The organism is Rhizobium sp. 21-4511-3d (assembly GCF_053522545.1).
This window is the reverse complement of the sequence record NZ_JBNWCF010000003.1, coordinates 236789-262037: the sequence shown is the minus strand read 5'-3', so window position 1 is coordinate 262037 and position 25249 is coordinate 236789. Positions and strand designations below refer to the sequence as shown.

Annotated in this window: 22 protein-coding genes; 10 read left to right on the top strand and 12 right to left on the bottom strand. The window is 63.5% G+C overall.

What is annotated here, in order from left to right:
* Positions 1–31 precede the first annotated feature (31 nt).
* Genes amaB through ydiJ form a run of 3 tightly spaced genes read left to right on the top strand, consistent with a single transcriptional unit; the run spans position 32 to position 5868 of the window.
* On the top strand, positions 32–1564 hold the full coding sequence (amaB, locus tag ACQZ5H_RS09615) for an L-piperidine-6-carboxylate dehydrogenase (RefSeq protein ID WP_449097496.1): 1533 nt from the start codon (positions 32–34) through the stop codon (positions 1562–1564).
* A gap of 12 nt (positions 1565–1576) precedes the next feature.
* Positions 1577–2812 (top strand): pyridoxal phosphate-dependent aminotransferase, encoded by a 1236-nt coding sequence (locus ACQZ5H_RS09610; protein ID WP_203430244.1) that lies wholly within the window; start codon positions 1577–1579, stop codon positions 2810–2812.
* 23 nt (positions 2813–2835) lie between these two features.
* Positions 2836–5868 carry a D-2-hydroxyglutarate dehydrogenase YdiJ gene (gene ydiJ, locus ACQZ5H_RS09605; protein WP_449097495.1) on the top strand — a complete coding sequence of 1011 codons (3033 nt, stop codon included), beginning with the start codon at positions 2836–2838 and terminating at the stop codon, positions 5866–5868.
* Between the two features lie 59 nt (positions 5869–5927).
* Here ydiJ and ACQZ5H_RS09600 read toward each other — a convergent pair whose 3' ends face one another.
* Positions 5928–7031 (bottom strand): saccharopine dehydrogenase family protein, encoded by a 1104-nt coding sequence (locus ACQZ5H_RS09600; RefSeq protein ID WP_199625605.1) that lies wholly within the window; start codon positions 7029–7031, stop codon positions 5928–5930.
* A gap of 136 nt (positions 7032–7167) precedes the next feature.
* On the opposite strand from ACQZ5H_RS09600, the gene ACQZ5H_RS09595 reads away from it, so the two are divergent.
* Positions 7168–7599, top strand: a complete 432-nt coding sequence (locus ACQZ5H_RS09595) for an Lrp/AsnC family transcriptional regulator (protein WP_112714591.1) — start codon at positions 7168–7170, stop codon at positions 7597–7599.
* Here ACQZ5H_RS09595 and ACQZ5H_RS09590 read toward each other — a convergent pair whose 3' ends face one another.
* From ACQZ5H_RS09590 to bioB, 5 genes are read right to left on the bottom strand one after another with little or no spacing between them, the layout of a single operon-like run.
* Positions 7600–8586, bottom strand: coding sequence for a beta-ketoacyl-ACP synthase III (locus tag ACQZ5H_RS09590; RefSeq protein ID WP_449097494.1), 987 nt, complete (start codon positions 8584–8586; stop codon positions 7600–7602).
* Positions 8583–9863 (bottom strand): adenosylmethionine--8-amino-7-oxononanoate transaminase, encoded by a 1281-nt coding sequence (locus ACQZ5H_RS09585; protein ID WP_449097493.1) that lies wholly within the window; start codon positions 9861–9863, stop codon positions 8583–8585. The genes ACQZ5H_RS09590 and ACQZ5H_RS09585 overlap by 4 nt, the downstream gene beginning before the upstream one ends.
* Positions 9860–10501 (bottom strand): dethiobiotin synthase, encoded by a 642-nt coding sequence (bioD, locus tag ACQZ5H_RS09580; RefSeq protein ID WP_449097492.1) that lies wholly within the window; start codon positions 10499–10501, stop codon positions 9860–9862. Before bioD ends, ACQZ5H_RS09585 begins: the two co-directional genes overlap by 4 nt.
* Positions 10498–11643: an 8-amino-7-oxononanoate synthase gene (locus tag ACQZ5H_RS09575; protein ID WP_449097491.1), complete on the bottom strand. Its 1146-nt coding sequence runs from the start codon at positions 11641–11643 to the stop codon at positions 10498–10500. The genes bioD and ACQZ5H_RS09575 overlap by 4 nt, the downstream gene beginning before the upstream one ends.
* The gene (gene bioB / locus ACQZ5H_RS09570) at positions 11633–12631 is read right to left on the bottom strand and encodes a biotin synthase BioB (protein ID WP_449097490.1); all 999 of its coding nucleotides are present in this window, start codon (positions 12629–12631) and stop codon (positions 11633–11635) included. The genes ACQZ5H_RS09575 and bioB overlap by 11 nt, the downstream gene beginning before the upstream one ends.
* 147 nt (positions 12632–12778) lie before the next feature.
* Between bioB and ACQZ5H_RS09565 the strand changes: the two genes are divergently transcribed.
* A complete protein-coding gene (locus tag ACQZ5H_RS09565) occupies positions 12779–13432 on the top strand; it encodes a GntR family transcriptional regulator (RefSeq protein ID WP_199625611.1) in 654 nt (217 codons plus the stop codon).
* A 43-nt stretch (positions 13433–13475) separates the two neighbouring features.
* On the opposite strand, the gene ACQZ5H_RS09560 is transcribed toward ACQZ5H_RS09565, so the two are convergent.
* From ACQZ5H_RS09560 to ACQZ5H_RS09540, 5 genes are all read right to left on the bottom strand, one after another.
* The gene (locus ACQZ5H_RS09560; protein WP_199625612.1) at positions 13476–14363 is read right to left on the bottom strand and encodes a MurR/RpiR family transcriptional regulator; all 888 of its coding nucleotides are present in this window, start codon (positions 14361–14363) and stop codon (positions 13476–13478) included.
* 126 nt (positions 14364–14489) lie between these two features.
* Entirely contained in the window at positions 14490–15503 is a 1014-nt protein-coding gene (locus ACQZ5H_RS09555; protein WP_449097489.1) for a PDR/VanB family oxidoreductase, read from the bottom strand.
* Positions 15504–15539: 36 nt separating this feature from the next.
* Complete coding sequence (locus ACQZ5H_RS09550; RefSeq protein WP_449097488.1) at positions 15540–16181, bottom strand: aromatic-ring-hydroxylating dioxygenase subunit beta; 642 nt, start codon at positions 16179–16181, stop codon at positions 15540–15542.
* Positions 16178–17479 carry an aromatic ring-hydroxylating oxygenase subunit alpha gene (locus ACQZ5H_RS09545; protein ID WP_449097487.1) on the bottom strand — a complete coding sequence of 434 codons (1302 nt, stop codon included), beginning with the start codon at positions 17477–17479 and terminating at the stop codon, positions 16178–16180. The genes ACQZ5H_RS09550 and ACQZ5H_RS09545 overlap by 4 nt, the downstream gene beginning before the upstream one ends.
* A gap of 26 nt (positions 17480–17505) precedes the next feature.
* Positions 17506–19005, bottom strand: coding sequence for a glutamine synthetase family protein (locus tag ACQZ5H_RS09540; RefSeq protein ID WP_413712014.1), 1500 nt, complete (start codon positions 19003–19005; stop codon positions 17506–17508).
* A 242-nt stretch (positions 19006–19247) separates the two neighbouring features.
* Between ACQZ5H_RS09540 and ACQZ5H_RS09535 the strand changes: the two genes are divergently transcribed.
* The 4 genes from ACQZ5H_RS09535 to ACQZ5H_RS09520 are packed head-to-tail and all read left to right on the top strand — an operon-like array spanning position 19248 to position 23770.
* Positions 19248–19784, top strand: a complete 537-nt coding sequence (locus tag ACQZ5H_RS09535; protein ID WP_449097486.1) for a winged helix-turn-helix transcriptional regulator — start codon at positions 19248–19250, stop codon at positions 19782–19784.
* Between the two features lie 15 nt (positions 19785–19799).
* Complete coding sequence (locus ACQZ5H_RS09530) at positions 19800–20888, top strand: HlyD family secretion protein (RefSeq protein ID WP_449097485.1); 1089 nt, start codon at positions 19800–19802, stop codon at positions 20886–20888.
* A 12-nt stretch (positions 20889–20900) separates the two neighbouring features.
* Positions 20901–22478 carry a DHA2 family efflux MFS transporter permease subunit gene (locus ACQZ5H_RS09525; RefSeq protein ID WP_112714615.1) on the top strand — a complete coding sequence of 526 codons (1578 nt, stop codon included), beginning with the start codon at positions 20901–20903 and terminating at the stop codon, positions 22476–22478.
* 14 nt (positions 22479–22492) lie between these two features.
* Positions 22493–23770, top strand: coding sequence for a beta-ketoacyl-ACP synthase (locus ACQZ5H_RS09520; protein ID WP_449097484.1), 1278 nt, complete (start codon positions 22493–22495; stop codon positions 23768–23770).
* Here the strand turns inward: ACQZ5H_RS09520 and ACQZ5H_RS09515 are convergent.
* On the bottom strand, positions 23767–24354 hold the full coding sequence (locus tag ACQZ5H_RS09515; RefSeq protein WP_449097483.1) for a TetR/AcrR family transcriptional regulator: 588 nt from the start codon (positions 24352–24354) through the stop codon (positions 23767–23769). The two genes, ACQZ5H_RS09520 and ACQZ5H_RS09515, sit on opposite strands and share 4 nt — an antisense overlap.
* 140 nt (positions 24355–24494) lie before the next feature.
* Between ACQZ5H_RS09515 and ACQZ5H_RS09510 the strand changes: the two genes are divergently transcribed.
* Complete coding sequence (locus tag ACQZ5H_RS09510; RefSeq protein ID WP_203430255.1) at positions 24495–25214, top strand: SDR family oxidoreductase; 720 nt, start codon at positions 24495–24497, stop codon at positions 25212–25214.
* Positions 25215–25249 lie beyond the last annotated feature (35 nt).

Here is a 25249-nt window from a genome sequence, read left to right as displayed (position 1 = left end):
CGGCAGCAATCCGCACATTGGAGTCCGGCACATGAACATTTCCGTAAAGTCCTCTTCCGTCCTCGACGAAGCACACGCCATTCTCGATCGCCTCGGCGTCGACAAGTCCACCTATACCGACGGCAGCATGGTTTCCTTCTCGCCCATCACCGGCGAGAAGATCGGCAAGCTGAAGACCGTCGACGCGAAGGGTGCAGCCGCCGCGATCGAAGAAGCGCATGCCGCCTTCCAGACCTGGCGCCTGACGCCCGCCCCGAAGCGCGGCGAGCTCGTGCGTCTCCTCGGTGAGGAATTGCGCGCCGCCAAGGCAGATCTCGGCCGCCTCGTCTCGATCGAGGCCGGCAAGATCCCGTCTGAAGGTCTCGGCGAAGTGCAGGAAATGATCGACATCTGCGATTACGCAGTCGGTCTGTCGCGCCAGCTTTACGGCCTGACGATCGCCACCGAACGTCCCGGCCACCGGATGATGGAAACCTGGCACCCGCTCGGCGTCGTCGGCATCATCTCCGCCTTCAACTTCCCGGTTGCCGTCTGGTCCTGGAATGCCGCACTGGCTCTCGTCTGCGGCAACAGCGTCGTCTGGAAGCCGTCGGAAAAGACGCCCCTGACGGCGCTCGCATCGCAGGCCATTCTGGAGCGCGCCCTGAAGCGCTTCGGCGACGCGCCGGCCGGCCTGTCGCAGGTCATCATCGGCGGCCGCGAGATCGGCGAAGCACTCGTCGACCACAAAAACGTCACGCTGGTCTCGGCGACGGGCTCCACCCGCATGGGCCGTGAAGTCGGTCCGCGCCTTGCCAAGCGCTTTGCCCGTTCTATCCTCGAACTCGGCGGCAACAACGGCGGCATCGTCTGCCCGTCGGCCGATCTCGACATGGCGCTGCGCGCCATCGCCTTCGGTGCCATGGGCACCGCCGGTCAGCGCTGCACGACGCTTCGCCGCCTCTTCGTCCACGACAGCGTTTATGAAGAGCTCGTTCCGCGCCTGAAAAAGGCCTATGCCAGTGTCTCCGTCGGCAACCCGCTCGACAGCGCAGCTCTCGTCGGCCCGCTCGTCGACAAGGCCGCTTATGACGGTATGCAGAAGGCGCTTGGCGAAGCCCGCGCGCATGGCGGCAACGTCCATGGCGGCGAGCGTGTCGATCTCGGCCATCCCGATGCCTATTACGTCAAGCCGGCGCTTGTCGAAATGCCGAAGCATGAAGGTCCGGTTTTCGAAGAAACCTTCGCGCCGATCCTCTATGTCATGAAATACTCCGATTTCGACGCCGTCATTGCCGATCACAATGCGGTCGGTGCCGGCCTCTCCTCGTCGATCTTCACGCTCGACATGCGTGAGGCAGAGCGCTTCCTTGCCGCCGACGGTTCGGATTGCGGTATCGCCAACGTCAATATCGGCACTTCCGGCGCCGAAATCGGCGGGGCGTTCGGCGGTGAAAAGGAAACCGGCGGTGGCCGCGAATCCGGCTCGGACGCCTGGCGCGCCTACATGCGCCGTGCGACCAACACGATCAACTATTCGAAGGCCCTCCCTTTGGCACAGGGCGTATCCTTCGACATCGCATAAGGTGGACCTGTCATGACGGTTTCAGCGAAAATCGAAGAGGCGGGCTTCCGGCCCGCTTCGCGGATCGCCTCGGTCGGCGTTTCGAAGATCCTGCAGATCGGCGCGAAGGCCGCCGCCATGAAGCGTGATGGCCTTCCGGTCATCATTCTCGGCGCCGGCGAGCCCGATTTCGACACGCCCGACAACGTCAAGAATGCCGCCAAGCGGGCGATTGATGCCGGGGAGACAAAATATACCGCTCTCGACGGCACACCGGCCCTGAAGAAGGCGATCGTCGAGAAGTTCCGCCGTGAGAACGGCGTCGACTATACGACTGAGGAAGTGACGGTTGCGACCGGCGCCAAGCAGATCCTGTTCAATGCCTTCATGGCGAGCATCGATCCGGGCGACGAGGTGATCATCCCGACCCCCTACTGGACGTCCTATTCCGATATCGTCGAGATTTGCGGCGGCGTTTCGGTGCTGATCCCCTGCGATGCAGCGGCGGGATTCCGCCTGCAGGCCGAGCAGTTGGAAAAGGCGATCACGCCGAAGACCCGCTGGGTGCTGCTCAACTCGCCGTCCAACCCGTCGGGCGCTGCCTATAGCGCCGAGGACTATCGCCCGCTGCTCGATGTGCTTCTGCGCCATCCGCATGTCTGGCTGATGGTCGACGACATGTACGAGCACATCGTCTATGACGATTTCGCCTTCGTGACGCCGGTTGCCATCGAGCCGCGGCTGAAGGAACGCACGCTGACCATCAACGGCGTGTCGAAGGCCTATGCGATGACCGGCTGGCGCATCGGCTATGCCGGTGGCCCCAAGGCGCTGATCAAGGCCATGGCGGTCATTCAGAGCCAGGCCACCTCCTGCCCCTCTTCCGTCAGCCAGGCCGCCTCCGTCGAGGCGCTGAACGGGCCGCAGGATTTCCTGAAGGGCCGGCGTGACAGCTTCCGCCAGCGGCGCGATCTCGTCGTCTCCCGGCTGAACGCGATCGACGGTCTGGAATGCCGCACGCCGGAAGGCGCCTTCTACACCTTTTCGGGATGTGCGGGCGTTCTCGGCAAGACGACGCCGAAGGGCAAGAGGCTGGAAGCCGATCAGGATTTCACCGATTACCTGCTCGAAGAGGCGCATGTCGCGGTGGTTCCGGGATCGGCGTTCGGACTTTCGCCCTACTTCCGGATTTCCTACGCGACATCGGAAGCGGAGCTCGTCGAGGCCCTCGACCGCATCGAGCGCGCCTGCGCCGCATTGCGGACCTGATAGGATTCCGGCACCACTCGGCAATGATCCCACGTCTTCGCTCCGATCATGGTCAGCAGCCATCACATCCCGGCTTCTTCGAACGTCTCGTCGAAGCCGGGTTTGCTGGCGACGTGGAAACGAGCGCTGCCTCGCGCACGGTTTCGGCGACCGATAATTCGATCTACCAGATCGTGCCGTCAGGCATCCTGTTTCCGAAGGGTGTCGATGATTTGAAAGTGATCGCCAGCGTCCTCTCGGAACCCCGCTTCCGGAAGATCGCGATCGTACCCCGCGGCGGTGGCACCGGTACCAATGGCCAGTCGCTGACCTCAGACGTGGTGGTCGATTGTTCCCGGCATATGAACCGCATTCTGGAGATCGATCCCGCAAGACGGGTCGCCCGCGTCCAGGCCGGTGTCGTCAAGGACCAGCTGAACCGGGCGCTGAAGCCGTACGGCCTGTTCTTCGCACCTGAGCTCTCGACCTCGAACCGCGCGACGATCGGCGGCATGGTCTCGACGGATGCCTGCGGCCAGGGCTCCTGCCTCTATGGCAAGACCTCCAATCATGTGCTCGGCCTGCATATCGTTCTCACCGACGGTTCTGACTGGTGGTCGCGACCGATGGATGATGCGGAGCTTGCCGGCATCATGACGCAGCAGGACCGCATCGGCGACATCCACCGCACGGTGGAGACGATCGCGCGGGAAAAGCGCGAGTGCATCGCCGCGGTGTTTCCGAAGCTCAACCGCTATATGACCGGCTACGACCTCGCCCATATCCGCCGCGAGAACGGCCGTTTTGACCTGAACGCCATCCTTTGCGGTTCGGAAGGCACGCTGGCGATGATTGCCGAGGCGGAGCTGAACCTCCTGCCGATCCCGGCAAAGGCCGCACTCGTCAATATCCGCTATGGCGACTTCAACGCGGCGCTCGAGGATGCCCGCAACCTGACGGCCCTGAAGGTCGCCTCGGTCGAGACCGTCGACGAAAAGGTGCTCGGTCTTGCCCGGAAGGACATCGTCTGGACCGGCATCGCCGGCTTCTTTCCCGACGGTGACGCGGTTCCGGCAAACGGCATCAACATCGTCGAGGTGCTTGCCGATGATGCGGCCGGGCTCGAAGAGAAACTTGCGGCACTGACACAAACGCTCGATCGGGGGCAGGATGCCGGACGGCTCGGCTACACGGTTGCCCGCGATCCCCAGGATATCGAGGCGATCTGGACGATGCGCAAGCGCGCCGTCGGCCTGCTCGGCAATGTCGATGGCCCCATCAGGCCGGTTGCCTTCGTCGAGGACACGGCGGTGCCGCCGGAGAATCTCGCGGCCTATATCCGCGAGTTCCGCGCGCTGCTCGACGATGCCGGCGTCTCCTACGGCATGTTCGGCCATGTCGATGCCGGCGTGCTCCACGTCCGCCCGGCGCTCGATCTCACCCGCGAGGATCATGCGCCGATGGTGCGCCGGATCAGCGATGCCGTGGTGGCGCTGACGCGCAAGCATGGCGGCGTCTTGTGGGGCGAGCATGGCAAGGGTGTGCGCTCCGAATATGTGCCCGAATTCTTCGGCGATCTCTATCCCGACCTCCAGGACATCAAGCGCGCCTTCGACCCGGAGAACCGGCTCAATCCCGGCAAGATCGCCGCGCCGTCTTCGGCGCCCGCCCCTCTCCTGAAGATCGACGAGGTGCCGCTGCGCGGTGCATCCGACCGGGTGATCGGCAACGAGATCCGCGCCGCCTTCGACAATGCCGCCTATTGCAACGGCAACGGCGCCTGTTTCGATTTCGACGAGACGAGCCCGATGTGCCCCTCCTACAAGGCAACGCGCGACCGGCGGTTCTCGCCGAAGGGCCGCGCCATGCTGATGCGGGAATGGCTGCGGCTGCTCGCCGACAAGGGTATCGATCCCCGCAAGGAAGCCGGACGTCTGCGGAGCTGCAACTCGTTTGCCCGTCTTCCGGCGCGCCTCTTCAACAGCCTCAATCCCAAAAACCGCGCCGACTTTTCCCATGAGGTGCGCGAGGCGATGGACAGCTGTCTCGCCTGCAAGGCCTGCGCCGGGCAATGTCCCGTGAAGGTCAGCGTCCCCGCCTTCCGCTCCAAGTTCCTTGAGCTTTACTATGGCCGCTACCTGCGGCCGCTGAAGGACCCGCTCGTCTCGGCGATCGAGACCACTCTGCCGTGGATGAGAAGGGTCAGGCCGCTCTACAATCTCGCCGCCGGAACAGCTCTCGGCCAGCGCCTGATGCGGACCGCCGGCCTGACATCGCTTCCACTGCTGCCGAAGACCTCGCTGCGGACGGCGGCAAGCCGTCTCGGCATTGCCACTGCGGACCCCGAGGCCCTTGCCAAGCTCTCCGCTGCGGAGCGGCAGGCCATCGTCGTCTTCGTGCCGGATGCCTTCACAGCGTCTTTCGATCCCGACGTGGTGATCGCCGCGATCAAGCTGGCGCAGAAGATGGGGCTTTCGCCGCTGCTTGCGGCATCGCATGTCAACGGCAAGGCGCTGCATGTTCACGGCTATCTCGGCCAGTTCGAGAAGGCGGCCCTCAAGACCGCGAACCATTTGCAGCGGCTCGCGCAGACCGGCGTGACTCTCGTGGGCCTCGATCCCTCCATGACGCTCGCCTTCCGCAGCGAATACAAGGGCACCGCACTCTCCGCACCGGTGCTGCTGCCGCAGGAATGGCTGGCCGCCAATCTCGAGCGGCTGGCGAAGAACATCACGACGCCCTCCGGCAAGCGCTTCCAGCTGCTGCCGCATTGCACCGAACGCAGCAATGCTCCGGCCTCGACGGCACAGTGGAAAGCCGTCTTCGACGCCGTCAAGATCAAGCTTGAAACCATCCAGGCCGGATGCTGCGGCATGGCCGGAACCTTCGGCCACGAGACCCGCAACCGCGCCGTCTCGGAACAGCTCTATGCGATGAGCTGGGCTGGCCCCATCGCCGCCTCGTCGGATGACACTGTCGTCATGGCGACCGGCTATTCCTGCCGCTCGCAGGCAAAGGCGATCGACGCCATCCGCCCGCCTCACCCGCTCGAAATTCTCAGCCAGTTGGTCGACTAGGCAACAAAAAACGCCCGATCGCTTCCGCGACCGGGCGCTCTCAACTGCTCAGCGCAGGATTACATGGCCTGCTTCAGGCGCATCGCTTCCGGATCATAGACACGGCCGAAGCGGCTGTTCAGGAAGTCGGCGAGCGTGATCTCTTCCTGGCGAACGAAGCCCTTCTGCGGGAGCTTGCCGTCTGCGAGGAGATCGAGAACCGTGGTGATACCGGCAGCCGTGGTGATCTGGATCGCACTCATCTTCTTGCCGGCGACGACGCCCGCATAGACCTTGTTCGCGTAGGTCTCCTGCATGTAGCGGCCATCCTTCCAGCCGCAGACGGTGACGAAGATCACGACGACGTCCTGCATGGTGGCCGGAAGCGCGTTCTCGAAGAGATCCTTCAGGACGTCACGGCGGTTCTTCAGGTTGAGGTCGTTCAGCAGCGCCTTGATGATTGCCTGATGGCCGGGATAGCGGATCGTGCGGTAGTTCATGGTCCGCACGCGGCCTTCGAGCGACTTCGCCAGCGTGCCGAGGCCGCCCGACGTGTTGAAGGCTTCGTAGGTGACGCCATCGAGCGAGAACTCTTCGCGCTCTTCCATCGCCGGGACCGTCACGAGCTTGCCTTCGACGACAGCTTCGCAGGGCTCGATATATTCGTTGATCAGCCCGTCCGTGCTCCAGGTCAGATTATAGTTCAGGGCATTGGACGGATATTGCGGCAGGGCGCCGACGCGCATGCGAACGCTGTCGAGCGTGTCGAAACGGGTGGCAAGCTCATTGGCGACGATCGAGATGAAGCCCGGCGCCAGGCCGCACTGCGGGATGAAGGCGACATCGGCACCGTTCGCAAGCTCTTCGACCTTCTTGGTCGTGGCGACGTCTTCGGTGAGATCGAGATAGTGGACGGAAGCTGCGAGCGCTGCTTCGGCAACCTTGCCGGTCAGGTTGAAGGGGGCGGCCGAGAGAACGGCGAACTTGCCCTTGAGGACGGCGACCAGCGCGGCGCTATCGGTGATGTCGACGGCTGCGGTCGAGATCGCCGGATGGCGGTCGATCTTCGAAAGCTGCTTCTCGTCGCGATCGGTGACCACGACCTTGTAGTCGCCCGTCTCCGCCAGCATCAGCGCAATCGCTCCGCCGATCTTGCCAGCACCGATAACCACTATTTCCTTCATATAAATCCCCTGGGGTTTGGCTATAAGATTTTTATAAGTTTGCCGCCGAGGCAGGACGATTCATAGCGACATTATGAGCAATATGACGTAGATAATTCGGCATATTGCCGGAGATGATCGGCAGATTGTGGGAAACATGGCACTATCTGACAAAGATCGCGAGCTGCTCGCCGTACTCAGCGAAAATGCCCGGATGCCGGTCGCGACTCTCGCCAAGCGGCTGTCGCTGTCGCGCACGACGGTGCAAGCCCGCCTCGAACGTCTCGAGAGAGACAAGGTCATCGCCGGTTATTCGATCCGGCTGTCGGAAAGCTATGCCTCCAGCCTGGTGCGCGCGCATATCCTGATCACCATTGCGCCGAAGGCGCTGTCGCAGGTGACGGCGTCGCTGGAAAAGATGACGGCCGTGACCGAGGTGCATTCCGTTAGCGGCAGCTTCGACCTGATCGCCATCATCGCCGCACCGTCGATCTCCGAGCTCGACCAGATGATCGACGATATCGGCACGATCGAGGGCGTCGAGCGGACGCTTTCGTCGATCATCCTTTCGACGCGGATTTCGCGCTAGTCAGGCAACGCGGAAGGCAACAGCCCCACCGGCCATGCCAGCGCCGGCCGCCGCCAGCAGCAGGCACTCGCCGGAAGCAAAGCGCCGCTCTTTCTTGGCCAGCGAGAGCGACAGGGGAATGGTCGCCGCGGAGGAATTGCCGAACTCGCCGATGGTGCGCAGCGCCGCATCCGGCGGAATCGAAAGCTGGTCGCAGACAGCATCGATGATGCGGGAATTGGCCTGATGCGGTGCGAAACGGCCGATATCCTGCGCCGCAAGTCCCGCCTGCTCCATCGCCCGCGCCGCCGATTGCGTCATCATCCGCACGGCGTGCGCGAAGACCGCCTTGCCGTCTCGCATCGTCATGCGCAATTCGCCGATATCGAAACCGGGCTCGAAGGGACGCGCGCTGCCGCCGGCCGGGATCTGGATCAGATCGTAGTTCTGCCCCTCATGGATAAGCTCGACACCGATCACACCGCTATCCCGCACGGCCGACGGCATCAGCAGGACGGCGCCCGCGGCATCGGCAAAGACCGCGGCCGTACCCCGCTCCTTCATGTTGATACGCCGGCTCAGGATGTTGGCGGCAACGACCAGTACCGGCCTGCCATGCGCCCTGACGAAGCCGTCGGCGAGCACCAGTGCATAGAGAAAGCCGGAGCAGGCGCCCGCAAGATCGATCGCGCCCGAGGCGGAGAGGCCAAGGCGGAATGCCAGCAACGGTGCCGATGGCGGCAGGAGATGATCCGGCGTCGATGTTGCAAGCAGCGTCAGCGCCACGGTCTTCCGATCCACACCAGCTTCCTGAAGAGCCATCTCGCCTGCTTTCGCCGCAATATCCGTCAGCGTTTCTCCCGCTGCCGCCCAGCGCCGCGAGCGGATGCCCGTGCGCCGTTCGATCCAGCCGGGATCGAGGCCCAGCTGCAGCTCGAGCTCCAGATTGTCGACGCGCCGCTCGGGCACGTAATGCCCGAAACCCGCCATCCGGCTGGCAACCGTCATCGCGCCGCGCTCCTGATGAAATCGGCGGCCTCGTCGATGGCGTTGTAGGCCCTGTCGAGATCCGCCTCGGTCACGCAGTAGGGCGGCATCAGATAGATGACATTGCCGAGCGGGCGGATGAGGAGATCGCGCTGGCGGAAGAAGGCTCTGAGGCGCGGCCCGACTTCCGAGAGATAGCCCGTCGTATCGGCCGCGAGATCGAGCGCCGCAATCGTGCCCTGCTGGCGGATATTGGCGAAACGCGGATCCGAGCGAAACCGCGCCAGCCTGTCGCGATGCATCGCCGCCACGGCCTCGATGCGCTTGGCGACCGGTTCGGTACGCCAGATCTGGAGATTGGCGACGGCTGCGGCGCAGGCGATCGGATTGGCCGTATAGGAGCTCGAATGGAAGAAGGTCCGGCGGCGGTCTTCGGAGAGGTGCGCGTCGAAAATCTCGGCGGTGCACAGGGTGACCGCCAGCGGCAGGGCGCCGCCGGTGATACCCTTCGACAGGCAGAGGATATCGGGCGCGAGACCGGTCTGATCGCAGGCGAGCAGCGATCCCGTCCGCCCCCATCCGGTCATCACCTCGTCGGCGATGAGCAGCGTGCCGTATCGCTGGGTGATGCGCCGGAACTCCGCCAGAAGATGAGCCGGATACATTTTCATGCCACCAGCGCCGAGGACCAGCGGCTCGATCAACAGGGCTGCGACATCCCCACCGCGGCAGAACCGCTCGAGGGCATCGAGCGTCTGCTGCTCGCGGCCGGGTTCCGGAAAGGGGATCGTGTCGACATTGAAGAGCAGCGGCGCATAGGCGGCGTTGAAGACGCCGCGCTCACCTGCCGACATCGTGCCGATCGTATCGCCGTGGTAGCCGTGCTCCATGACGACGACGCGCGAGCGCGCCGCGCCGTTATTGTGGAAGAATCCGAGCGCCATCTTCAGGGCGACTTCGACCGCTGTCGATCCGCTATCGGAATAGAAGACATGCGCCATTTCAGGCGGCGCAAGTTCGATCAGTCCCCTCGCCAATTCCTCGGCCGGCTCGTGGGTATATTCGGCAAAGATGATCTGGTCGTAGCGCTCCGCGGCTACCCGGATCGCCTCGGTGATCACGGGATGGCGATGCCCATGCGTGATCACCCACCAGGAGGAAATCGCATCGAGAACGGAGCGCCCGTCCTCGTCGATCAGATAGGCGCCTTCGGTTTTGACGATCTTCTTGAAAGCCGGTTCGAGCTTGTGCTGGTTGAACGGGTGCCAGACCGGCGATGTCTTCGCAATGCCTGTCATGCGGCAGCCTTTTCCTGAAGGAGCGAGAGATCGAAATGATCCCTGAACGCCCGGCGCAGGTTCTCCGGCGTTAGCAGATCGAGCATCGGCAGACGGCCGAGAACCGGCACGCCGCTCATCTCGGCGATAATCGCTTGCGTGTCGGAGCGCTCCTCGCCGATGAAGGCAATCCCGGCGATCGGGATGCGCCGCTGGCGCAATGCCTCGACCGAGAGAAGCGTGTGATTGATCGTGCCCAGCCCGGTGCGCGCGCAGAGAATGACCGGCCGGCCCCAGCGGGCGAAGACGTCGATGTAGGTGCTTTGACGCGTCAGCGGGACGAGCAGCCCGCCGGCGCCTTCGACGACAAGGGGACGGTCGGCCTCAGGAAGCCGAAGCGCATCGGGATCGATCGCCACGCCATCGATCTCGGCCGAGAGATGCGGAGAGACCGGCGTCTGCAGGCGCCAGGCTTCCGGAAATATCCGCTCCGCCGACAGACCGGATAGCCGCCTCACGGTCTCGCTATCCGTCTCCTCATCGAGGCCCGATTGCACCGGCTTCCAGTAATAGCCATCGAGCGCGCCTGCCAGCGCCGCCGAAAAGACCGTCTTGCCGATGCCGGTATCCGTTCCGGTGACAACGAAGTACCTGCTCATGCTCTTTCCTCTTCCATCGCCTCGGCCAGCCCATCCATCATTCGTGCAATGGCGGGCTTATCGACATTGAGCGTGATCGTGATGCGGAGCCTGGCCGTGCCCACGGGCACGGTCGGCGGGCGGATCGCCCGGATATCAAAGCCTCTCACTTGCATCCGCTTCGCGATGCGGACGGTGCGGCTGTTGTCGCCGATGATGACAGGCAGGATCTGCGTGCCGCTTGCTGGCATGCCGAAGCGGCCGGAGAATTCGCCGCTGGCATAGTCGATCAGCGCATGCAGCCGGCTGCGCCGCTCCGGCTCACTGGCGAGAATGCGGAGCGCACGGCGCACACAGGCCGCCTGCAGCGGAGACGGCGCCGTCGAATAGATGAAAGGACGCGCTCGGTTGACGAGGAAATCGCAGAGCACGCGATTGGCGCCGACAAGCGCGCCAGCCGAACCCAACGCCTTGCCGCAGGTATGGAGAACGATGACGTTGTCGCGGCCTTCGAACCCGGCCGAATAGCCGATCCCGCCTCTGCCATGCACGCCCGTTGCATGCGCCTCATCGATGAAGAGAAAGCCATTGTGGCGATCGGCGATAGTGAGAAGCTCGGAGAGCGTGCTGCGATCACCATCCATCGAATAGAGGCTTTCGACGACGATCCAGGGAAAGCCGGTGCCACCAGCGGCACGCCAGGCGCGGATCGCATCCTCGACCGCATCGGGATCATTATGCGGCGCTGCGGCCATCTCAGCCTTGCCCGCCTTCATTCCTTCATGCGCGCTGGCGTGGACGAGGCAATCGTAGACGATGAGATCGCCCCGCTGCGGCAAGGTTGAGAGGATCGCCAGATTGGCGGCATAGCCGCTGCCGAAATACAGCATCCGCTCGCAGCCGAAGAAGGCGGCGGCCTCTTCCTCGAGCGCCTCATGCTCAGCATGGTTGCCGCGCAGCAGGCGCGATCCACCCGCACCCGCGGGAACGCCGCGTTCGATCGCGGCGAGCAATGCGTCGCGCATCTCCGCCGACGCTGCCAGCCCCAGATAGTCGTTGGAGGTGAAGTCGGCGCCGGTATCGCGCTTCAGCGCGCGCAACCGGCCCTTCTGGCGAAGCTGGCCGAGCGCCGCGCTGTAGCGGGCAAGCCGGTCAGCACTCACTAGGGATCTCCAGGCTGGTAGCGGTCATGCCGAGCCGGGCGAGCAGGTTCGAATCCCGGTCATTACCAGGGTTGGCTGCCGTCAGCAGCGTATCGCCGATGAAGATCGAGTTGGCGCCGGCAAAGAAGCACAACGCCTGCATCTCGTCGCTCATGGCGGTGCGCCCCGCCGTCAGGCGGACGGAGGACGCCGGCATCATCAGCCGCGCCAGCGCGATGATGCGGATGAACTCGATCGGATCGACGGGTTCGACATTGGCCATTCTGGTTCCCGGCATCGGGATCAGCAGATTGATCGGCACGCTCTCGGGCGGCTCCGGCAGATTGGCGAGCGTGACGAGCATGTCGATGCGATCGTCGACCGTTTCGCCCATGCCGAGAATGCCGCCGCTGCAGACCTTGATGCCGGCATCGCGCACATGCGCCAGGGTCTCCAGGCGATCGGAGAAGCTGCGGGTGGTGATGACTTCGGGATAGAAGCGTTCCGAAGTATCAACGTTGTGATTGTAATAATCGAGACCGGCGTCGGCGAAGGTTTCCGCCTGCTCGGACGAGAGCATCCCGAGGGTCATGCAGGTTTCGAGGCCGAGCGACTTCACGCCCTTGACCATGGCGACGATCGCCGCCTCGTCCCTCGCCTTCGGGCTGCGCCAGGCAGCGCCCATGCAATAGCGGGTGGCGCCGCTCTCCTTGGCCTTGCGGGCCTCCGACATGACGTCGTCGAGCTTCATGAGCTTGGAGGCCGCGAGACCGGAAGCATGCGCCGACTGGCTGCAATAGCCGCAATCCTCGGGACAGCCGCCGGTCTTGATGTTGAGCAGCTTGCTGAGCTGAACCTCATTCGGATCGAAGTTAGCGCGATGGATGCCATGCGACCGGTAGAGCAGTTCGTTGAAGGGCAGGTCATAAAGCTCCCGCGCCGAATCCAGTGTCCAACGGCCTTCGTCAGATCCATGCTCCGCCGCCATCGCCACTTCAGTTTTCAGCATGTCGCCTTCCTCTCTATCGATCTCAAGGCAACGCACAAAAAAATCATTGAATTATAGATTATCTATAATTATGCTGCCTATCGAAAAGGCTATCGGCCGATTTTGAGTCAATCAATCTATTTTTTAATAGATTATCTATGGAATACCATGGCTGAAACTGTCGCAGAACGCATGGCCCGGGTGATCGGGGAGAGAATTGTTTCCGGAGAGCTGGCGGCCGGAACGCCACTTCGGCAGGACCATATCGCCGAGGAATTCGACGCCAGCCATGTGCCCGCCCGCGAGGCCTTGCAGCTGCTTCGCGCCCAGGGGCTCGCCGTCAGCCTGCCGCGCCGCGGCATGCGCGTCGCCCCCTTGGATCAGGCCTCGATTCAGGAAACCGTCGAGATCCGCGCCGCGCTGGAGGCGCTGGCGCTGCGGCATGCCGCGCCGAGGATCAATGCGGCGGCGCTTGAGCGGATCGAGCTGGCACTGGCGGCCGGCGACAAGGCGGAGACCATCGCCGAATGGGAGAGCGCCAACCGCGTCTTCCACCGCGAACTGGTGAGCGCGTGCCGCATGCCGAGACTGCTGGCGATGCTCGACGACTTACAGCTCGCCAACTCTCGCATCATCTTCTCGGCAACCCGCTCGGCCGGCTGGCGGCCGGGATCCAGCATCGCCCACCGGCAGATCGTCGATGCGCTGAGAAAGCGGGATTATCACGCTGCGGTATCGCTGCTCGACGCCCATATCCGGGCGCTCGAACGTGCGACCGCGGACGGCAAGCCGTCATCGCGGGAAACGAGGCCGAAAGGCTAGGACCGATCGACATTCGGTTCAGGTTGAGCCGAATATATCGGTCCTAATCGCGAACCGGCGGTTCGAACTTGAGAATCAACCGGTCTTCGTCATCCTGCCGCTGGACGAATTCCGTCAGGCGGCTGCGGGCGGGTTCGCCGAGCGTCCTCGCGGTTTCGGATATCAGGAGCTCGGTCAGCGCGAAGGCTGCGGTCATGGAATCGAAGGGTTCTAGGCCCTTGTTGCTGGCGGTCAGCAGCGCCGTTGCCTTGGAGGCAAGCGGTGAGAGATACTGATCCGTGACCAGAATGATCTTGGCGCCCTTGTTGATCGCCTCGATGCCCCAGTTGATCGTCGTCTGCTGGTAGCGGCGGAAATCGAAGATCACGGCAACGGTCGAGGGACTGATGTCGACGAGGCTATGAATATCAGGCACCGAAAGACGCACCTGCGGGCGCAGGATCGACAGGTAGCGATAAAGCTGCTGGGCCAGAACCTGGCTGAAACGGCCGCCGACCACGACGATATCGTGTTCCCGGTCGCAGAGCAGCCGCACAGCATTGGCGATCTCGTCATCGCTGAGCGAGGCGAAGGTGTTGCGGATACTTTCAAGATATACGAGCTGCGCTTGTCCGGCGGGCGAGGATTCATCCGACGAGGCGCGATTGTTGGGATAGCTGCCAACCGGCGAAAACAGCCGGTTCTGGGCTTCCTGGCGCAGCGCTTCCTGGAATTCCGGATAGCCTTCGAAACCCATCTTCCGCACGAAGCGGACGACGGTCGGCGGGCTTGTTCCGGCATTGGCGGCAAGCTGGACGATCGGCACGAGGCCGCCCATCGGGTAATTTTCGGAAATCGAATTGGCTACGGCGAGTTCGGCTGGCGGCAAGCGATCGCGAAGCACCCTGATGCGCTGTGAAACAGTCCCATCGGCTCCGTCTTTCTCTGTCATTCCGCCTTTTTTCGCCACCATTGCCGTTTCGGTTGTATTCGACCGCCCGGCCTGCGGCAAGCCCGGCCGGACGAATATCGAGACGAACCGGAAGGCGCTAGGACCGACCGTGATCGGCCCCAGGTGCTAGAGGTCGAGCACCAGCTTGCGCGTTCTCGATCGGCCAACGCAGATCATCATCGTCCGGTTTGCCTGCCGCTCCTCATCGGTCAGCACCGTATCACGATGTTCAGGCAGCCCGGCAAGCACGGCCGTCTCGCAGGTGCCGCAATAGCCGTCGGCACAGGAGAAGGACAGACCCTGGCGGACCGTGCGGGCGCATTCGAGGATCGTCTGGCCCTTGCCGACGGTCACCGTCGCCCCGGTCTTGCGCAGCTCGACCTCGAAAGCGCCATCGGCATCGCAAGCCTGCTGCGTGGCATCGTCGGCGATCGCCTCGACATCTGCGGCAACGGCGATCTCGGCGCGGCCGAAGCGCTCCATGTGGAGATGGATCGACGGGCGGCGCGCAACCTGCGCCGCCAGCGCATCCATCAGCCCGTTCGGACCGCAGGTATAGACGGCCGTTCCATCCGGCAGGCCATCGACCAGCGCTGCAAGATCGATGCTCGTGCCCTCATCGTCGATGTGAATACCGGCCTGACCGGGGTTTGAGGGCGAGAGTCCGGCGACCGTCTCCAGATAGGCCATCCGCCCGCGCGAGCGGCCGAGATAGTAGAGCCGCCAGGGTTTTCCCTCCTGCTTCAACCTGTCGATCATCGGCAGGATCGGGGTGATGCCGATCCCTCCGGCGACGAAGACATGATGGGCGGCCGGTTCCAGGGCGAAGGAGTTCTTCGGCTCGGTGGTAAAGACGGTATCGCCCGGCAGCAGCTGCTCGTGAACATATTGCGAGCCGCCGCGGCTCTGCGGTTCGCGCAGAATCGCCAGCTCATAGCTGCGGCCTGGATCGCCAGAGACGATCGAATAGGCGCGCGCCAATCCACCGGGAAGCGCAAGCTCGATATGGGCTCCCGGCTCCCAAGCCGGAAGGTCCGCCCCGGCAAGCCGCAGCCTCACGATGCCATCGGCTGCAGCCTCCTTGCTTTGCACGGTGAGCCGCAGACGGAACTTCGGGGCGACCGCGGTTTCTGGGGGCATTCTGAAGGCTGCAGCAGAGGCGTTCATCATCTTATCTCACAGCAGGAACGTCATGTTGTGGTGGCTGCGCGGGGCATCGAGCAGGCAGACGACCTTGCGGTCGATCTTGGTGATCCCGTCCTCTTCGACGAAGACGTGCCCCATCCAGCCGCTGAAGGTCTGGATCTCGTGGCCGGCGCGCATCTCCTGGATCAGGAACTGCGAGCGCACCTTCACTTCCGACTTGTTCTCCGACGGCATCCGCACGAAGGCCGTGCTGATATGCGAGGTGTAGGAGGGCGGAAGCTGGGAATAGGCAACGCCGGTGCGCAGCCAGACGATGCGGTCGCCGAGACGGCGGCGGTCGTCGAAGGCGATCGTCACCTGGCGCTGAGGATCGGCCCTGACAGGATCGGGCAGATCGCCGACCGCCGGAACCCAGTAGACGCATTTGCGGCTGTAAAGCTGATACCAGCGCTCGAAGGCGCGCCGGTCGAGCAGCCAGTTTTCCTCGGTGATCAGCGCCTCGTAGATATGCCGCTCGGCCTCGCTGAGCAGCGTGCCCTTGCCGTCCCACTCGACCATGTCATGACGCAGCTTGGCGTAATAGGCATCGTCGATATAAGTCGAGTCCAGCGTGTCGCGCAGGATGTCGTCGAGCGTGAAGCCGCCCTGCATCGGGTCTGTCTTGATGTTCATTGCGTCACCCATGCGTTGCCGGATTCCATTCGTTTCAGCCATTCCCGCCAGAAGACGCGCAGCGGCAGTTCATCGGAAACCGGGCCGGTCAGCATGCCCTTGGCGCCGATATATTCCTTGCCGGTATCGAGATGGCGGCTGGTCTGCACCCAGGCGACTTCCTCGATTTCGAGACCGGACTGGCATTCTTCGAAATTGGCGAGATCATCCGGCTCGCCGAAGGACGGGAAATCCTCCTGTAGGCGCATGCGCAGCGAGTTGACCTCATCCGGCAGATCGTCGGCGACGAGCGCCGTCGCATACCAGTTGATATGGGTCTGGTTGACGCTCTGCGGTTCGAGAACCTGGATCTGGTTGCCGATGATCAGGAGGTTCGGGAAAATGTTCAGGTTCATGCCCGAACCCATGACGACGTCGAGCGCATCCTCGCCCTTTTCGCCCAGACGCTCGCGGATGATGCGCGCATAGGCATCCTCGCCCGGCATCGGCGCAGACTGGTCCCAGTAGCGGGTGATCTCGGCGCGCTGGTCGATGAAGGTGCCGCCATTGCCGGTATCGGCAACCGTCTGCAGGCCGTCGTCGACGTTGCCCAGCGTCCACTGCATGTCGACGCCGCCGCCATAGCGATCCTTGCGCATGCGCAGCAGCGAGGCATGCGAGAAACCCGGGTGATAGCCGTCGGCGGCGTTGTCGTAGATGAGCTTCCAGTTGCCGGCGCACATCAGCTTGTGGGCGCCGCGGCGCAGCTGGATCTCGGCGCCCGGCCAGCGGTCGAGCCACTCGTCGAGCAGCTGCACCGAAGGGCCGAGATGGGTCTTCAGGTCGGGCAGATCGTGATTGAACGTGCCGAAGATAAAGCCGCGATAGCTCTCGACGCGCAGCTTGCCGAGGCCGAGCTCGCTCTTGTCGAAGGACGGGCCGTAGCCCTCCTCCATCGGCACGGCGGCAAGCTCGCCCGTGTTGGTGAAGGACCAGTTGTGATAGGGACAGGTGAAGCGGCGCGCATTGCCCTCGTCCTGCCGGCAGATCGTCGCGCCGCGATGGGTGCACCGGTTCAGGAGGCCGTGGAACTTGCCCTCGCGGTCGCGGGTGACGATGACCGGGCGCAGGCCGAGCCGCTTGCGCACGAAATCGTTCGGGTTCGGCAGCTCGCTGGCGTGAGCGAGATACGTCCAGGTGCCGCCGAAGATGCGGCTCATCTCGAGATTGAAGATGCTGGCGTCTGTGTAAAGGGTACGGTGAACCCGCCGGTCTTCGATCAGATGACCGAAGCCCCTTGGTGCAGTGTGAACGTTCACGTCAATTTTCCTTTGTTGCTGCCGTCTCAGTAGCGCGTGAAATACTCACGATGCTCCCATTGGGTCACGGCATCGGGGTTCTTCTCCCAGTCGGGCTCGGCTGCGAGGAAGCGGTTGATTTCGCTCTTCTTCATGCCGACCAGCCAATCGATGAACTGATCGCCCATCGCCGCCCTGAAGAACTGGCTCTTGTCGAGGGCAGCCGTCGCTTCCATCAGATTGGTCGGCAGCTTCGGCCGGTGTGCCGCCTCGTAGGGGCTGGCCTCGACCGGACCGGGATCGAGCTGCCGCTCCAGGCCGTCGCAGCCGCTGAGGATCTGCGAGGCGATGTAGAGATAGGGGTTGGCACCCGGCTCGCCGATGCGGTTTTCGATATGCGACGAGCGGTGACCGGGCCGGCCCTGGACGCGGACCATGGCGGCGCGGTTGTCATAGCCCCAGGTGGAGCGGTCCGGCGCCAGCGAATTCGGCTTGCGGCGGCGGTAACCGTTGACCGTCGGCGTGGTGAAGACCGAAGCCTCGACCGCATGTTCCAGGAGGCCGGCGACATAGGCCTGGCCGGTTGCGGAAAGCAGCTCGTTGGTGCCCGGCGCGGCGACGAAGGCATTGCGATTGCCGGGCGACGACAGGCTCTGGTGCAGGTGCCAACCGGATGCCACGAAGCTCGGGAAGATCGGCCGGGTCATGAAGGTGGCGTGCAGGCCCATGCGGGCCATGGTCTGCTTCACCATCGAGCGGAACAGCACCATGGAATCGGCAGCCTTCAGCGGATCCTGAACGTCGAAGGTGAATTCCAGCTGCCCCGGCCCCATCTCGTCTTCCATGGTGCGCAGCGGCAGGCCGAGACCGAGACAGTTGTCGGCCAGGGAATCGGTAATCTCGCTGATCCGGTCCTGCTGGTCCTCGGACATATAAGCAAAACCGCGCCAAAGCGCCTCGACCGTCGGCGGCGTCGGCGGCACGCCGAGCCCGCCCATATGCTCTTCGCCGAGATTCTGGTCGAGCACGCGGGTCACGTAGAATTCGACTTCCAGACCGGTGACCAGCTCGAAACCGAGCGTCTTCAACCGGGAGATCGACGACTTCAGCTGGTGGCGCGCATCGAAGGGCACCGGCTTGCCGCTGCGCAGATGAATATCGCAGAGCACCCAACCGACAGTCGGCGCCCAGGGCAGCACACGGAAGGTCAGCGGATCGGGAACGAGGATCGCGTTGGAGAAGCCATGCATCTCGTCGAGGCCGATGCCGCCGCTCTTGCCGAACGGATTGTAGGCGACACCTTCGGCGGAATCGAAGCTGAAGAATGCGCTTGTAAACTCGACACCATCGCGCAGCGCCGACTTGAAGGCATCGGGCAGCAGCGTCTTGGACCGCAGCTTGGATTGCGCATCCGGCACCGAGACGCGGAAGGTCTTCAGCTTGCCGCTATCGACCAGCGCCGCAATGTCGCGCGCCGCTTCGCGCTGCTCTTCCGTCCAAAGCCCAAACTCATCGATGAAGCCGGAAAATACCGGTGTCGTGTCCATAGCTGTTCCCTTTTTTTCTGAAGCTATGGTCGTATGTTCATTTTTTTTCATAATACTGTCAATATGAAAAATTACAAACATCCGGTTTGATGTCTGAAATTTTTCATCCGTATCCCAGCCATGATTTCCGGGCTTCGACGCCGTCGAATTTACCCTGTTTAAGCGACCGGTCACGAACCGCTTGCAAAATGCAATTGGTCGGCGTATTGTAACTTCAATGATGAAAGCTACTAGGTGGCGAGATGCAGAATAAGAGCTTCAAATCCATGCAATGCCCGGTGGCCCGCAGCCTCGATCGCGTCGGCGAATGGTGGAGCATCCTCATCCTTCGCGACGCGATGCGCGGTGTGACGAGATTTGACGATTTCCAGAAGAGCCTCGGCATCGCCACCGCGACGCTGACCCGCCGCCTTGATGCTCTGGTGAAGGCCGGGCTGTTCGAGCGCCGGCAATATCAGGAGCGGCCGCAGCGTTTCGAATATGTGCTGACGGCCTGCGGCGAAGACTTCCGGCCGGTGATCTGGTCGATGATCGCCTGGAGCAACCGCAACTTTGCGCCGGAAGGACCGAGCCTTGTCATCGTCGACAAGGAGAGCGGCGCCTGGGCCGATCCCGTGCTGGTCGACCGCAATACCGGCAACCCGCTCGCCAAGCCGCAATACGACGTTGCTGCCGGTCCCGCCGCCGGCGAGACGCTGCAGGCCCGCTACCCCTTCCGTTCGGAGGCGCCGGGCACGGCGCTGATCGAGCGTCTGCCCCTTTCCAACCAAGAACAATAAGACTGGAGCATGGCCATGAATAAGGTCGTGACTGAATCCGAACTCTCGCAGGGCGCCGTTGCCCTGAAGCCGAAGAGAAGCCTCAAGCGCCCGCTCGGCATTCTTGCCCTCATCGCCATTGCAGGCGGCGCCGGCTGGTGTGGCTATTACTGGTCGCAGACCGGCCGCTTCCTGGAGACCACCGACGACGCCTATATCGGCGGTAATACCACGGCGCTCTCGCCGCGCGTTTCCGGCCATATCGAGGCCGTGCTCGTCGGCGACAACCAGCATGTCAGCGCCGGGCAGCTGCTTGTGCGCCTCGACGACCGCACCTTCAAGACGGCACTTGACCGCGCCGAAGCTGCCGTGCGCGAACAGCAGGCCAGCCTCGACAATCTGCACGCCCAGTCGGACATGCAGGCATCGCTGGTCAAGCAGGCCGAAGCCGATCTCGCCGCCAAGAAGGCAGCCGCCGACTTCACCGAGATCGACGCCGTGCGCTACAAGAACCTTGCGAGCCAGAGCACAGGCACCGAGCAGAACGCCCAGAAGGCGGTGATGGCCGACATGCAGGCGAAGGCCGCCGTCAACGCCTCCGAGGCCGGGCTCACCGCGGCGCGGCAGGAAATCCAGGTGCTGAACACCCAGATCACCCAGGGCCAATCGGCGCTCGAAGGCGCCAAGCTCGATGTCGAGACCGCCCGGCTGAACCTCGGCTATACCGAGATCCGCTCGCCGGTTGACGGCTATGTCGGCAACCGCGCCGCCCAGATCGGCGCATTCGTCTCCGATGGCAGCTATCTGCTCAGCGTCATCCCGGACAAGGGTCTGTGGATCGATGCCAACTTCAAGGAAGACCAGCTCGCCGTCATCAAGTCTGGCCAGAAGGTCACCGTCGTCGCCGACATCTATCCCGGCCATGACCTGAACGGCACCGTCACCAGCATCGCGCCGGCGACCGGCGCCACCTTCAGCGTCATCCCGCCGGAAAACGCCACCGGCAACTTCACCAAGATCGTCCAGCGCGTGCCGGTTCGCGTCACGCTCGACGATGCTTCTCTCAAGGATCAGGTGCTGCGCCCCGGCCTGTCGACGACAGTCACGGTCGACACGCGCCCCTGACAGGAGTGGACAATGACAGCCCCCGTCACGCCTGCCCAGCAAAGCTGGGTTCGCAGTCTGCTGCCCTTCGTGGTGATGTGCTTCGGCATGTTCATCGCCCTGCTCGACATCCAGATCGTCGCCTCCTCGCTGCAGGATATCGGCGGCGGTCTGTCGGCCTCGCAGGATGAGATCAGCTGGGTGCAGACCGCCTATCTGATCGCCGAGATCATCGTCATCCCGCTATCGGGATGGCTGACGCGCGTGTTCTCGACACGCTGGCTGTTTGCCGCCTCGGCTGCCGGTTTCACCATGACCAGCATGCTCTGCGGGCTCGCCTGGAACATCGACAGCATGATCGTCTTCCGCGCCCTGCAGGGTCTGCTCGGCGCCTCGATGATCCCGACCGTCTTCACCTCGTCCTTCCACTATTTCGACGGCCCGCGGCGGGTCTATGCCGCTGCCGTCGTCGGCACCATCGCCTCGGTCGCGCCGACGCTCGGACCGGTCATCGGCGGCTGGATCACCGATACCTGGAACTGGCACTGGCTGTTCTACATCAACGTCGTGCCCGGTGCGCTGATTGCCGTCCTCGTCGCCATCCTCGTGAAGATCGACGAGCCCGACCTGAAGCTCCTCAAGGAGGCCGATTATCCAGGCATCGTGCTGATGGCGATCGCGCTCGGGACGCTGGAATACACGCTGGAAGAAGGTACGCGCGCCAACTGGTTCGACGACCAGACGATCCGCACGACCGCGACGGTCGCCGCCATCTCCAGCCTGCTGTTCTTCATCCGCAGCCTCACCTATTCGAAGCCGGTCGTGGATCTGCGTGCCTTCGGAAACCGCAATTTTGCGATCGGCTGCCTGCTCTCCTTCGTCACCGGCATCGGCATCTTCTCGACCATCTACCTGACGCCGCTGTTTCTCGGCTATGTGCGCGGCTTCAATGCCTGGGAGACGGGACTTGCCGTTTTCTCGACGGGTGCCGCATCGATGATTGGCGTGCCCTTCTACATCATGCTCGCCAAGCGCTACGATATCCGCTGGCTGATGATGTTCGGGCTTGCCTCTTTCGGCATTTCCATGTGGGGCTTCAGCTACATTACCCATGACTGGGGCGGCGACGAGCTGTTCTGGCCGCAGGTCTTCCGCGGCTTCCCGCAGGTCTTCGCGGTGGCGCCAAGCGTGACGCTCGGCCTCGGCAGCCTGCCGCCGGAACGGCTGAAATATGCAAGCGGCTTGTTCAACATGATGCGCAATCTTGGCGGCGCCGTCGGCATCGCCGTCAGCGCGGCGATCATCAACAACCGTACCAACATGCATTTCAACGCCATCGCCTCCAACCTGACGCCCGCAAACGGCGCCATGGAGCGGCTGACGGGCGGCGTTGCCCAGCGTTATTCGGAGGTCGCCGGAAGCATCAATGACGGCCATACCGCAGCGCTGAAGCAACTCTTCAAGCTCGCTTATCGCGAAGCCTCGACCATGGCCTATGCCGATGCCTTCCGGGTGATCATGGTTGCCTTCGTCTTCGCCACCGCGCTTGTGCCGCTGTTGCGCAACGTCACCCCGCCGAAGGGTGCGCAGCCAGGCGGCGGCGGTCACTGATCAGGAGCAATGAAATGACTTACAGGGATCACCTCGGCCGACCGGTTGTCGCCGTCACCGGCATGGGCATCATCACCTCGCTTGGTCAGGGCATGAAGGATAACTGGGATGCCCTGACATCGGGAACCTCAGGCATTCACGAGATCACCCGCTTCCCGACAGAAGGGCTCTCGACGCGGATCGCCGGCACCGTCGATTTCATCGGCGTTCCCGCGCCGAACGCCGTCGAGCGCGCCTATGCCTTCGCCCGCGAAACCACGATCGAAGCGCTGGCGCAGGCCGGCCTCTCCGGCGATTTCAACGGCCCGCTGTTTCTGGCGGCTCCGCCGATCGAGCCGGAGTGGAGCGCCCGCTTCGAGCTCGCCGACCGCGCGCCGCCATCCGACCATCCGGGCGATGGCTACAAGCGCTTCCTTGCCGCAATGCGATCGAGAACTGATCCCGATTTCTACGAGGCCGCACTCTTCGGCGCGATCTCCGAGCGGCTGTCGGATCGCTTCGGCACCCGCGGCCTGCCGGTGACGCTGTCGACGGCCTGCGCGTCTGGCGTTACCGCCATCCAGCTCGGCATCGAGGCCATCCGCCAAGGCCGCACCGAGCGGGCGCTGACGGTCGCGACCGATGGCTCGCTCAGCGCCGAAGCGCTGATCCGCTTCTCGCTGCTCTCCGCTCTGTCGACCCAGAACGACCCGCCGAGCAAGGCCTCCAAGCCGTTCAGCAAGGACCGCGATGGTTTCGTCATAGCGGAAGGCGCCGCCACGCTGGTGCTGGAATCGCTGGAAGCCGCCGTTGCCCGCGGTGCAAGGATCCTCGGCATCATGAAGGGCGCAGGCGACAAGGCCGACAGCTTCCATCGCACCCGCTCATCACCCGATGGCGGCCCGGCGATCGCGACGATCCGCGCTGCACTCGCCGATGCCGGTCTCGATGAAAGCGGCATCGGCTATATCAACGCCCACGGAACCTCGACGCCCGAGAACGACAAGATGGAATATGGCGCGATGTCGGCGGTCTTCGGCGATGCGCTCGCAGGCATTCCGCTATCCTCCAACAAGTCGATGATCGGCCATACGCTGACCGCGGCCGGTGCCGTCGAGGCCGTCTTCTCGCTGCAGACGATGCTGACCGGCACGCTGCCGCCGACGATCAACTACGCCAATCCCGATCCGGCGATCGCGCTCGACGTGGTGCCGAACCGCAAGCGCGACAAGCAGGTCTCCGCCGTCATCTCGAACTCCTTCGGCTTCGGCGGGCAGAACGCCAGCCTCGTCATGGCGCTGGAGCCGTCCTAGGCTCGCCCGGCCCGCGCCGCATTGTCGAGCAGGGTGCCGACGGCCAGCGTGGCAGAGGCGAAGGGATCGGAGTTGCGGCAGACCTGCGCCATCACCAGCGCCCCCTGAAACAGCACGGCGATCTGCTTTCCGAGCGCGCTCGGGTCAGCGGCGCCGAAGCGGGCGCACATCTCGATGAAGCGCTGCTCGACATAGTAGCCGAGCCGTTCGCCACGGGCGGCGATGCCCTCATGCTTGCCGGCATATTCCTGCGAGGCGCGCACGCCGAGGCAGCCGCGCCGGTCGGCCTCCAGCATTACGCGGCGGCTGTCGAAACAGGCGAGGATCTGGGCGCGCGGATCGCTGTCGGCGGCTAACGCCGGTGCGAAATAGGCGTCGGCAATGCCCTCGCCGTAATAATCGAGCACCGCCTCGATCAGATCCTCCTTTGACGGAAAATATTTGTAGAGCGTGCGCTTCGAGATGCCGCTTTCGGCCATGACGCTGTCGATGCCGGTGGCATGGAAGCCGCCGTCATAGAAGCGCTCGAAGGCGAGCTTCAGGAGTTCAAGCTTTTTCGCCGGCATCGCGGTCGTCGCGGACATCATCACCTTCCCTGCGTTTCAGAGACCTATTAGCAAATCACGTTGACAAGGTAAACAGATCTGTTTATCTCATCCTTCATGTAAACAGATCGGTTTACATCTTGCCCTATTTGCCGAAGCAACGCTCGGGAAGGAATGTCATGTCACTGAAGAATAAGGTCGTCCTCGTCTCTGGCGCGAACCGCGGCATCGGCGCGGCAACCGTGCGCGAACTGCTCGGAGCCGGCGTCAAGAAGATCTACGCCACCGCCCGCAATCTTGCCTCGCTCCCCGATTTCGGCGATCAGCGCGTCGTGCCGCTGCAGCTCGACGTCACCAGCGACGCCTCCGTGGCGCAGGCGCTCGCCGCCGCTCCGGATGTCGATGTGCTGCTCAACAATGCCGGTAGCCTGGCCTTCAATGACTTCATCACCAGCTCGCATGAGGAGCTGAACGGTGACATGGAGACCAATTATTACGGCACGCTCCGCGTCATCCGCGCTTTCGTGCCGGGTTTTGCCGCCCGCGGTTCGGGCACGGTCGTCAATGTCGTCAGCATCGTCGGCCTCGTTTCCGCTCCGCCGCTCGGCGGCTACTCTGCCTCGAAGGCGGCGCTCCACTCGCTGACGCAGACGCTGCGCGGCACGCTGAAGCCTTCGGGCATCGATGTCATCGGCATCTATCCGGGCCCGATCGATACCGACCTCGCCAAACATATCCCGCTGCAGAAGGTGACGCCGGAGCATGCTGCCGCCAACATCGTGCGCGGCCTCGAAAACGGCGACGCCTACATCTTCCCGGACCCGACGGCGCAGCAGATCGAGCATCTCTGGGCCAATGACGGCCGCAGCCTCGAAGCGGCCATGGCCGCGGCAGGCTGACGCCTCGCCCAATCAATGCGGGGCCGGCCTTGCCG

What these genes read in the sequence shown, in the direction of transcription:
- amaB (WP_449097496.1), top strand. Translation starts at nt 32, where the DNA reads ATGAACATTTCCGTAAAGTCCTCTTCCGTCCTCGACGAAGCACACGCC.
- ACQZ5H_RS09610 (WP_203430244.1), top strand. Translation starts at nt 1,577, where the DNA reads ATGACGGTTTCAGCGAAAATCGAAGAGGCGGGCTTCCGGCCCGCTTCG.
- ydiJ (WP_449097495.1), top strand. Translation starts at nt 2,836, where the DNA reads ATGATCCCACGTCTTCGCTCCGATCATGGTCAGCAGCCATCACATCCC.
- ACQZ5H_RS09600 (WP_199625605.1), bottom strand. Translation starts at nt 7,031, where the DNA reads ATGAAGGAAATAGTGGTTATCGGTGCTGGCAAGATCGGCGGAGCGATT.
- ACQZ5H_RS09595 (WP_112714591.1), top strand. Translation starts at nt 7,168, where the DNA reads ATGGCACTATCTGACAAAGATCGCGAGCTGCTCGCCGTACTCAGCGAA.
- ACQZ5H_RS09590 (WP_449097494.1), bottom strand. Translation starts at nt 8,586, where the DNA reads ATGACGGTTGCCAGCCGGATGGCGGGTTTCGGGCATTACGTGCCCGAG.
- ACQZ5H_RS09585 (WP_449097493.1), bottom strand. Translation starts at nt 9,863, where the DNA reads ATGACAGGCATTGCGAAGACATCGCCGGTCTGGCACCCGTTCAACCAG.
- bioD (WP_449097492.1), bottom strand. Translation starts at nt 10,501, where the DNA reads ATGAGCAGGTACTTCGTTGTCACCGGAACGGATACCGGCATCGGCAAG.
- bioB (WP_449097490.1), bottom strand. Translation starts at nt 12,631, where the DNA reads ATGCTGAAAACTGAAGTGGCGATGGCGGCGGAGCATGGATCTGACGAA.
- ACQZ5H_RS09565 (WP_199625611.1), top strand. Translation starts at nt 12,779, where the DNA reads ATGGCTGAAACTGTCGCAGAACGCATGGCCCGGGTGATCGGGGAGAGA.
- ACQZ5H_RS09560 (WP_199625612.1), bottom strand. Translation starts at nt 14,363, where the DNA reads ATGACAGAGAAAGACGGAGCCGATGGGACTGTTTCACAGCGCATCAGG.
- ACQZ5H_RS09555 (WP_449097489.1), bottom strand. Translation starts at nt 15,503, where the DNA reads ATGCCCCCAGAAACCGCGGTCGCCCCGAAGTTCCGTCTGCGGCTCACC.
- ACQZ5H_RS09550 (WP_449097488.1), bottom strand. Translation starts at nt 16,181, where the DNA reads ATGAACATCAAGACAGACCCGATGCAGGGCGGCTTCACGCTCGACGAC.
- ACQZ5H_RS09540 (WP_413712014.1), bottom strand. Translation starts at nt 19,005, where the DNA reads ATGGACACGACACCGGTATTTTCCGGCTTCATCGATGAGTTTGGGCTT.
- ACQZ5H_RS09535 (WP_449097486.1), top strand. Translation starts at nt 19,248, where the DNA reads ATGCAGAATAAGAGCTTCAAATCCATGCAATGCCCGGTGGCCCGCAGC.
- ACQZ5H_RS09530 (WP_449097485.1), top strand. Translation starts at nt 19,800, where the DNA reads ATGAATAAGGTCGTGACTGAATCCGAACTCTCGCAGGGCGCCGTTGCC.
- ACQZ5H_RS09525 (WP_112714615.1), top strand. Translation starts at nt 20,901, where the DNA reads ATGACAGCCCCCGTCACGCCTGCCCAGCAAAGCTGGGTTCGCAGTCTG.
- ACQZ5H_RS09520 (WP_449097484.1), top strand. Translation starts at nt 22,493, where the DNA reads ATGACTTACAGGGATCACCTCGGCCGACCGGTTGTCGCCGTCACCGGC.
- ACQZ5H_RS09515 (WP_449097483.1), bottom strand. Translation starts at nt 24,354, where the DNA reads ATGTCCGCGACGACCGCGATGCCGGCGAAAAAGCTTGAACTCCTGAAG.
- ACQZ5H_RS09510 (WP_203430255.1), top strand. Translation starts at nt 24,495, where the DNA reads ATGTCACTGAAGAATAAGGTCGTCCTCGTCTCTGGCGCGAACCGCGGC.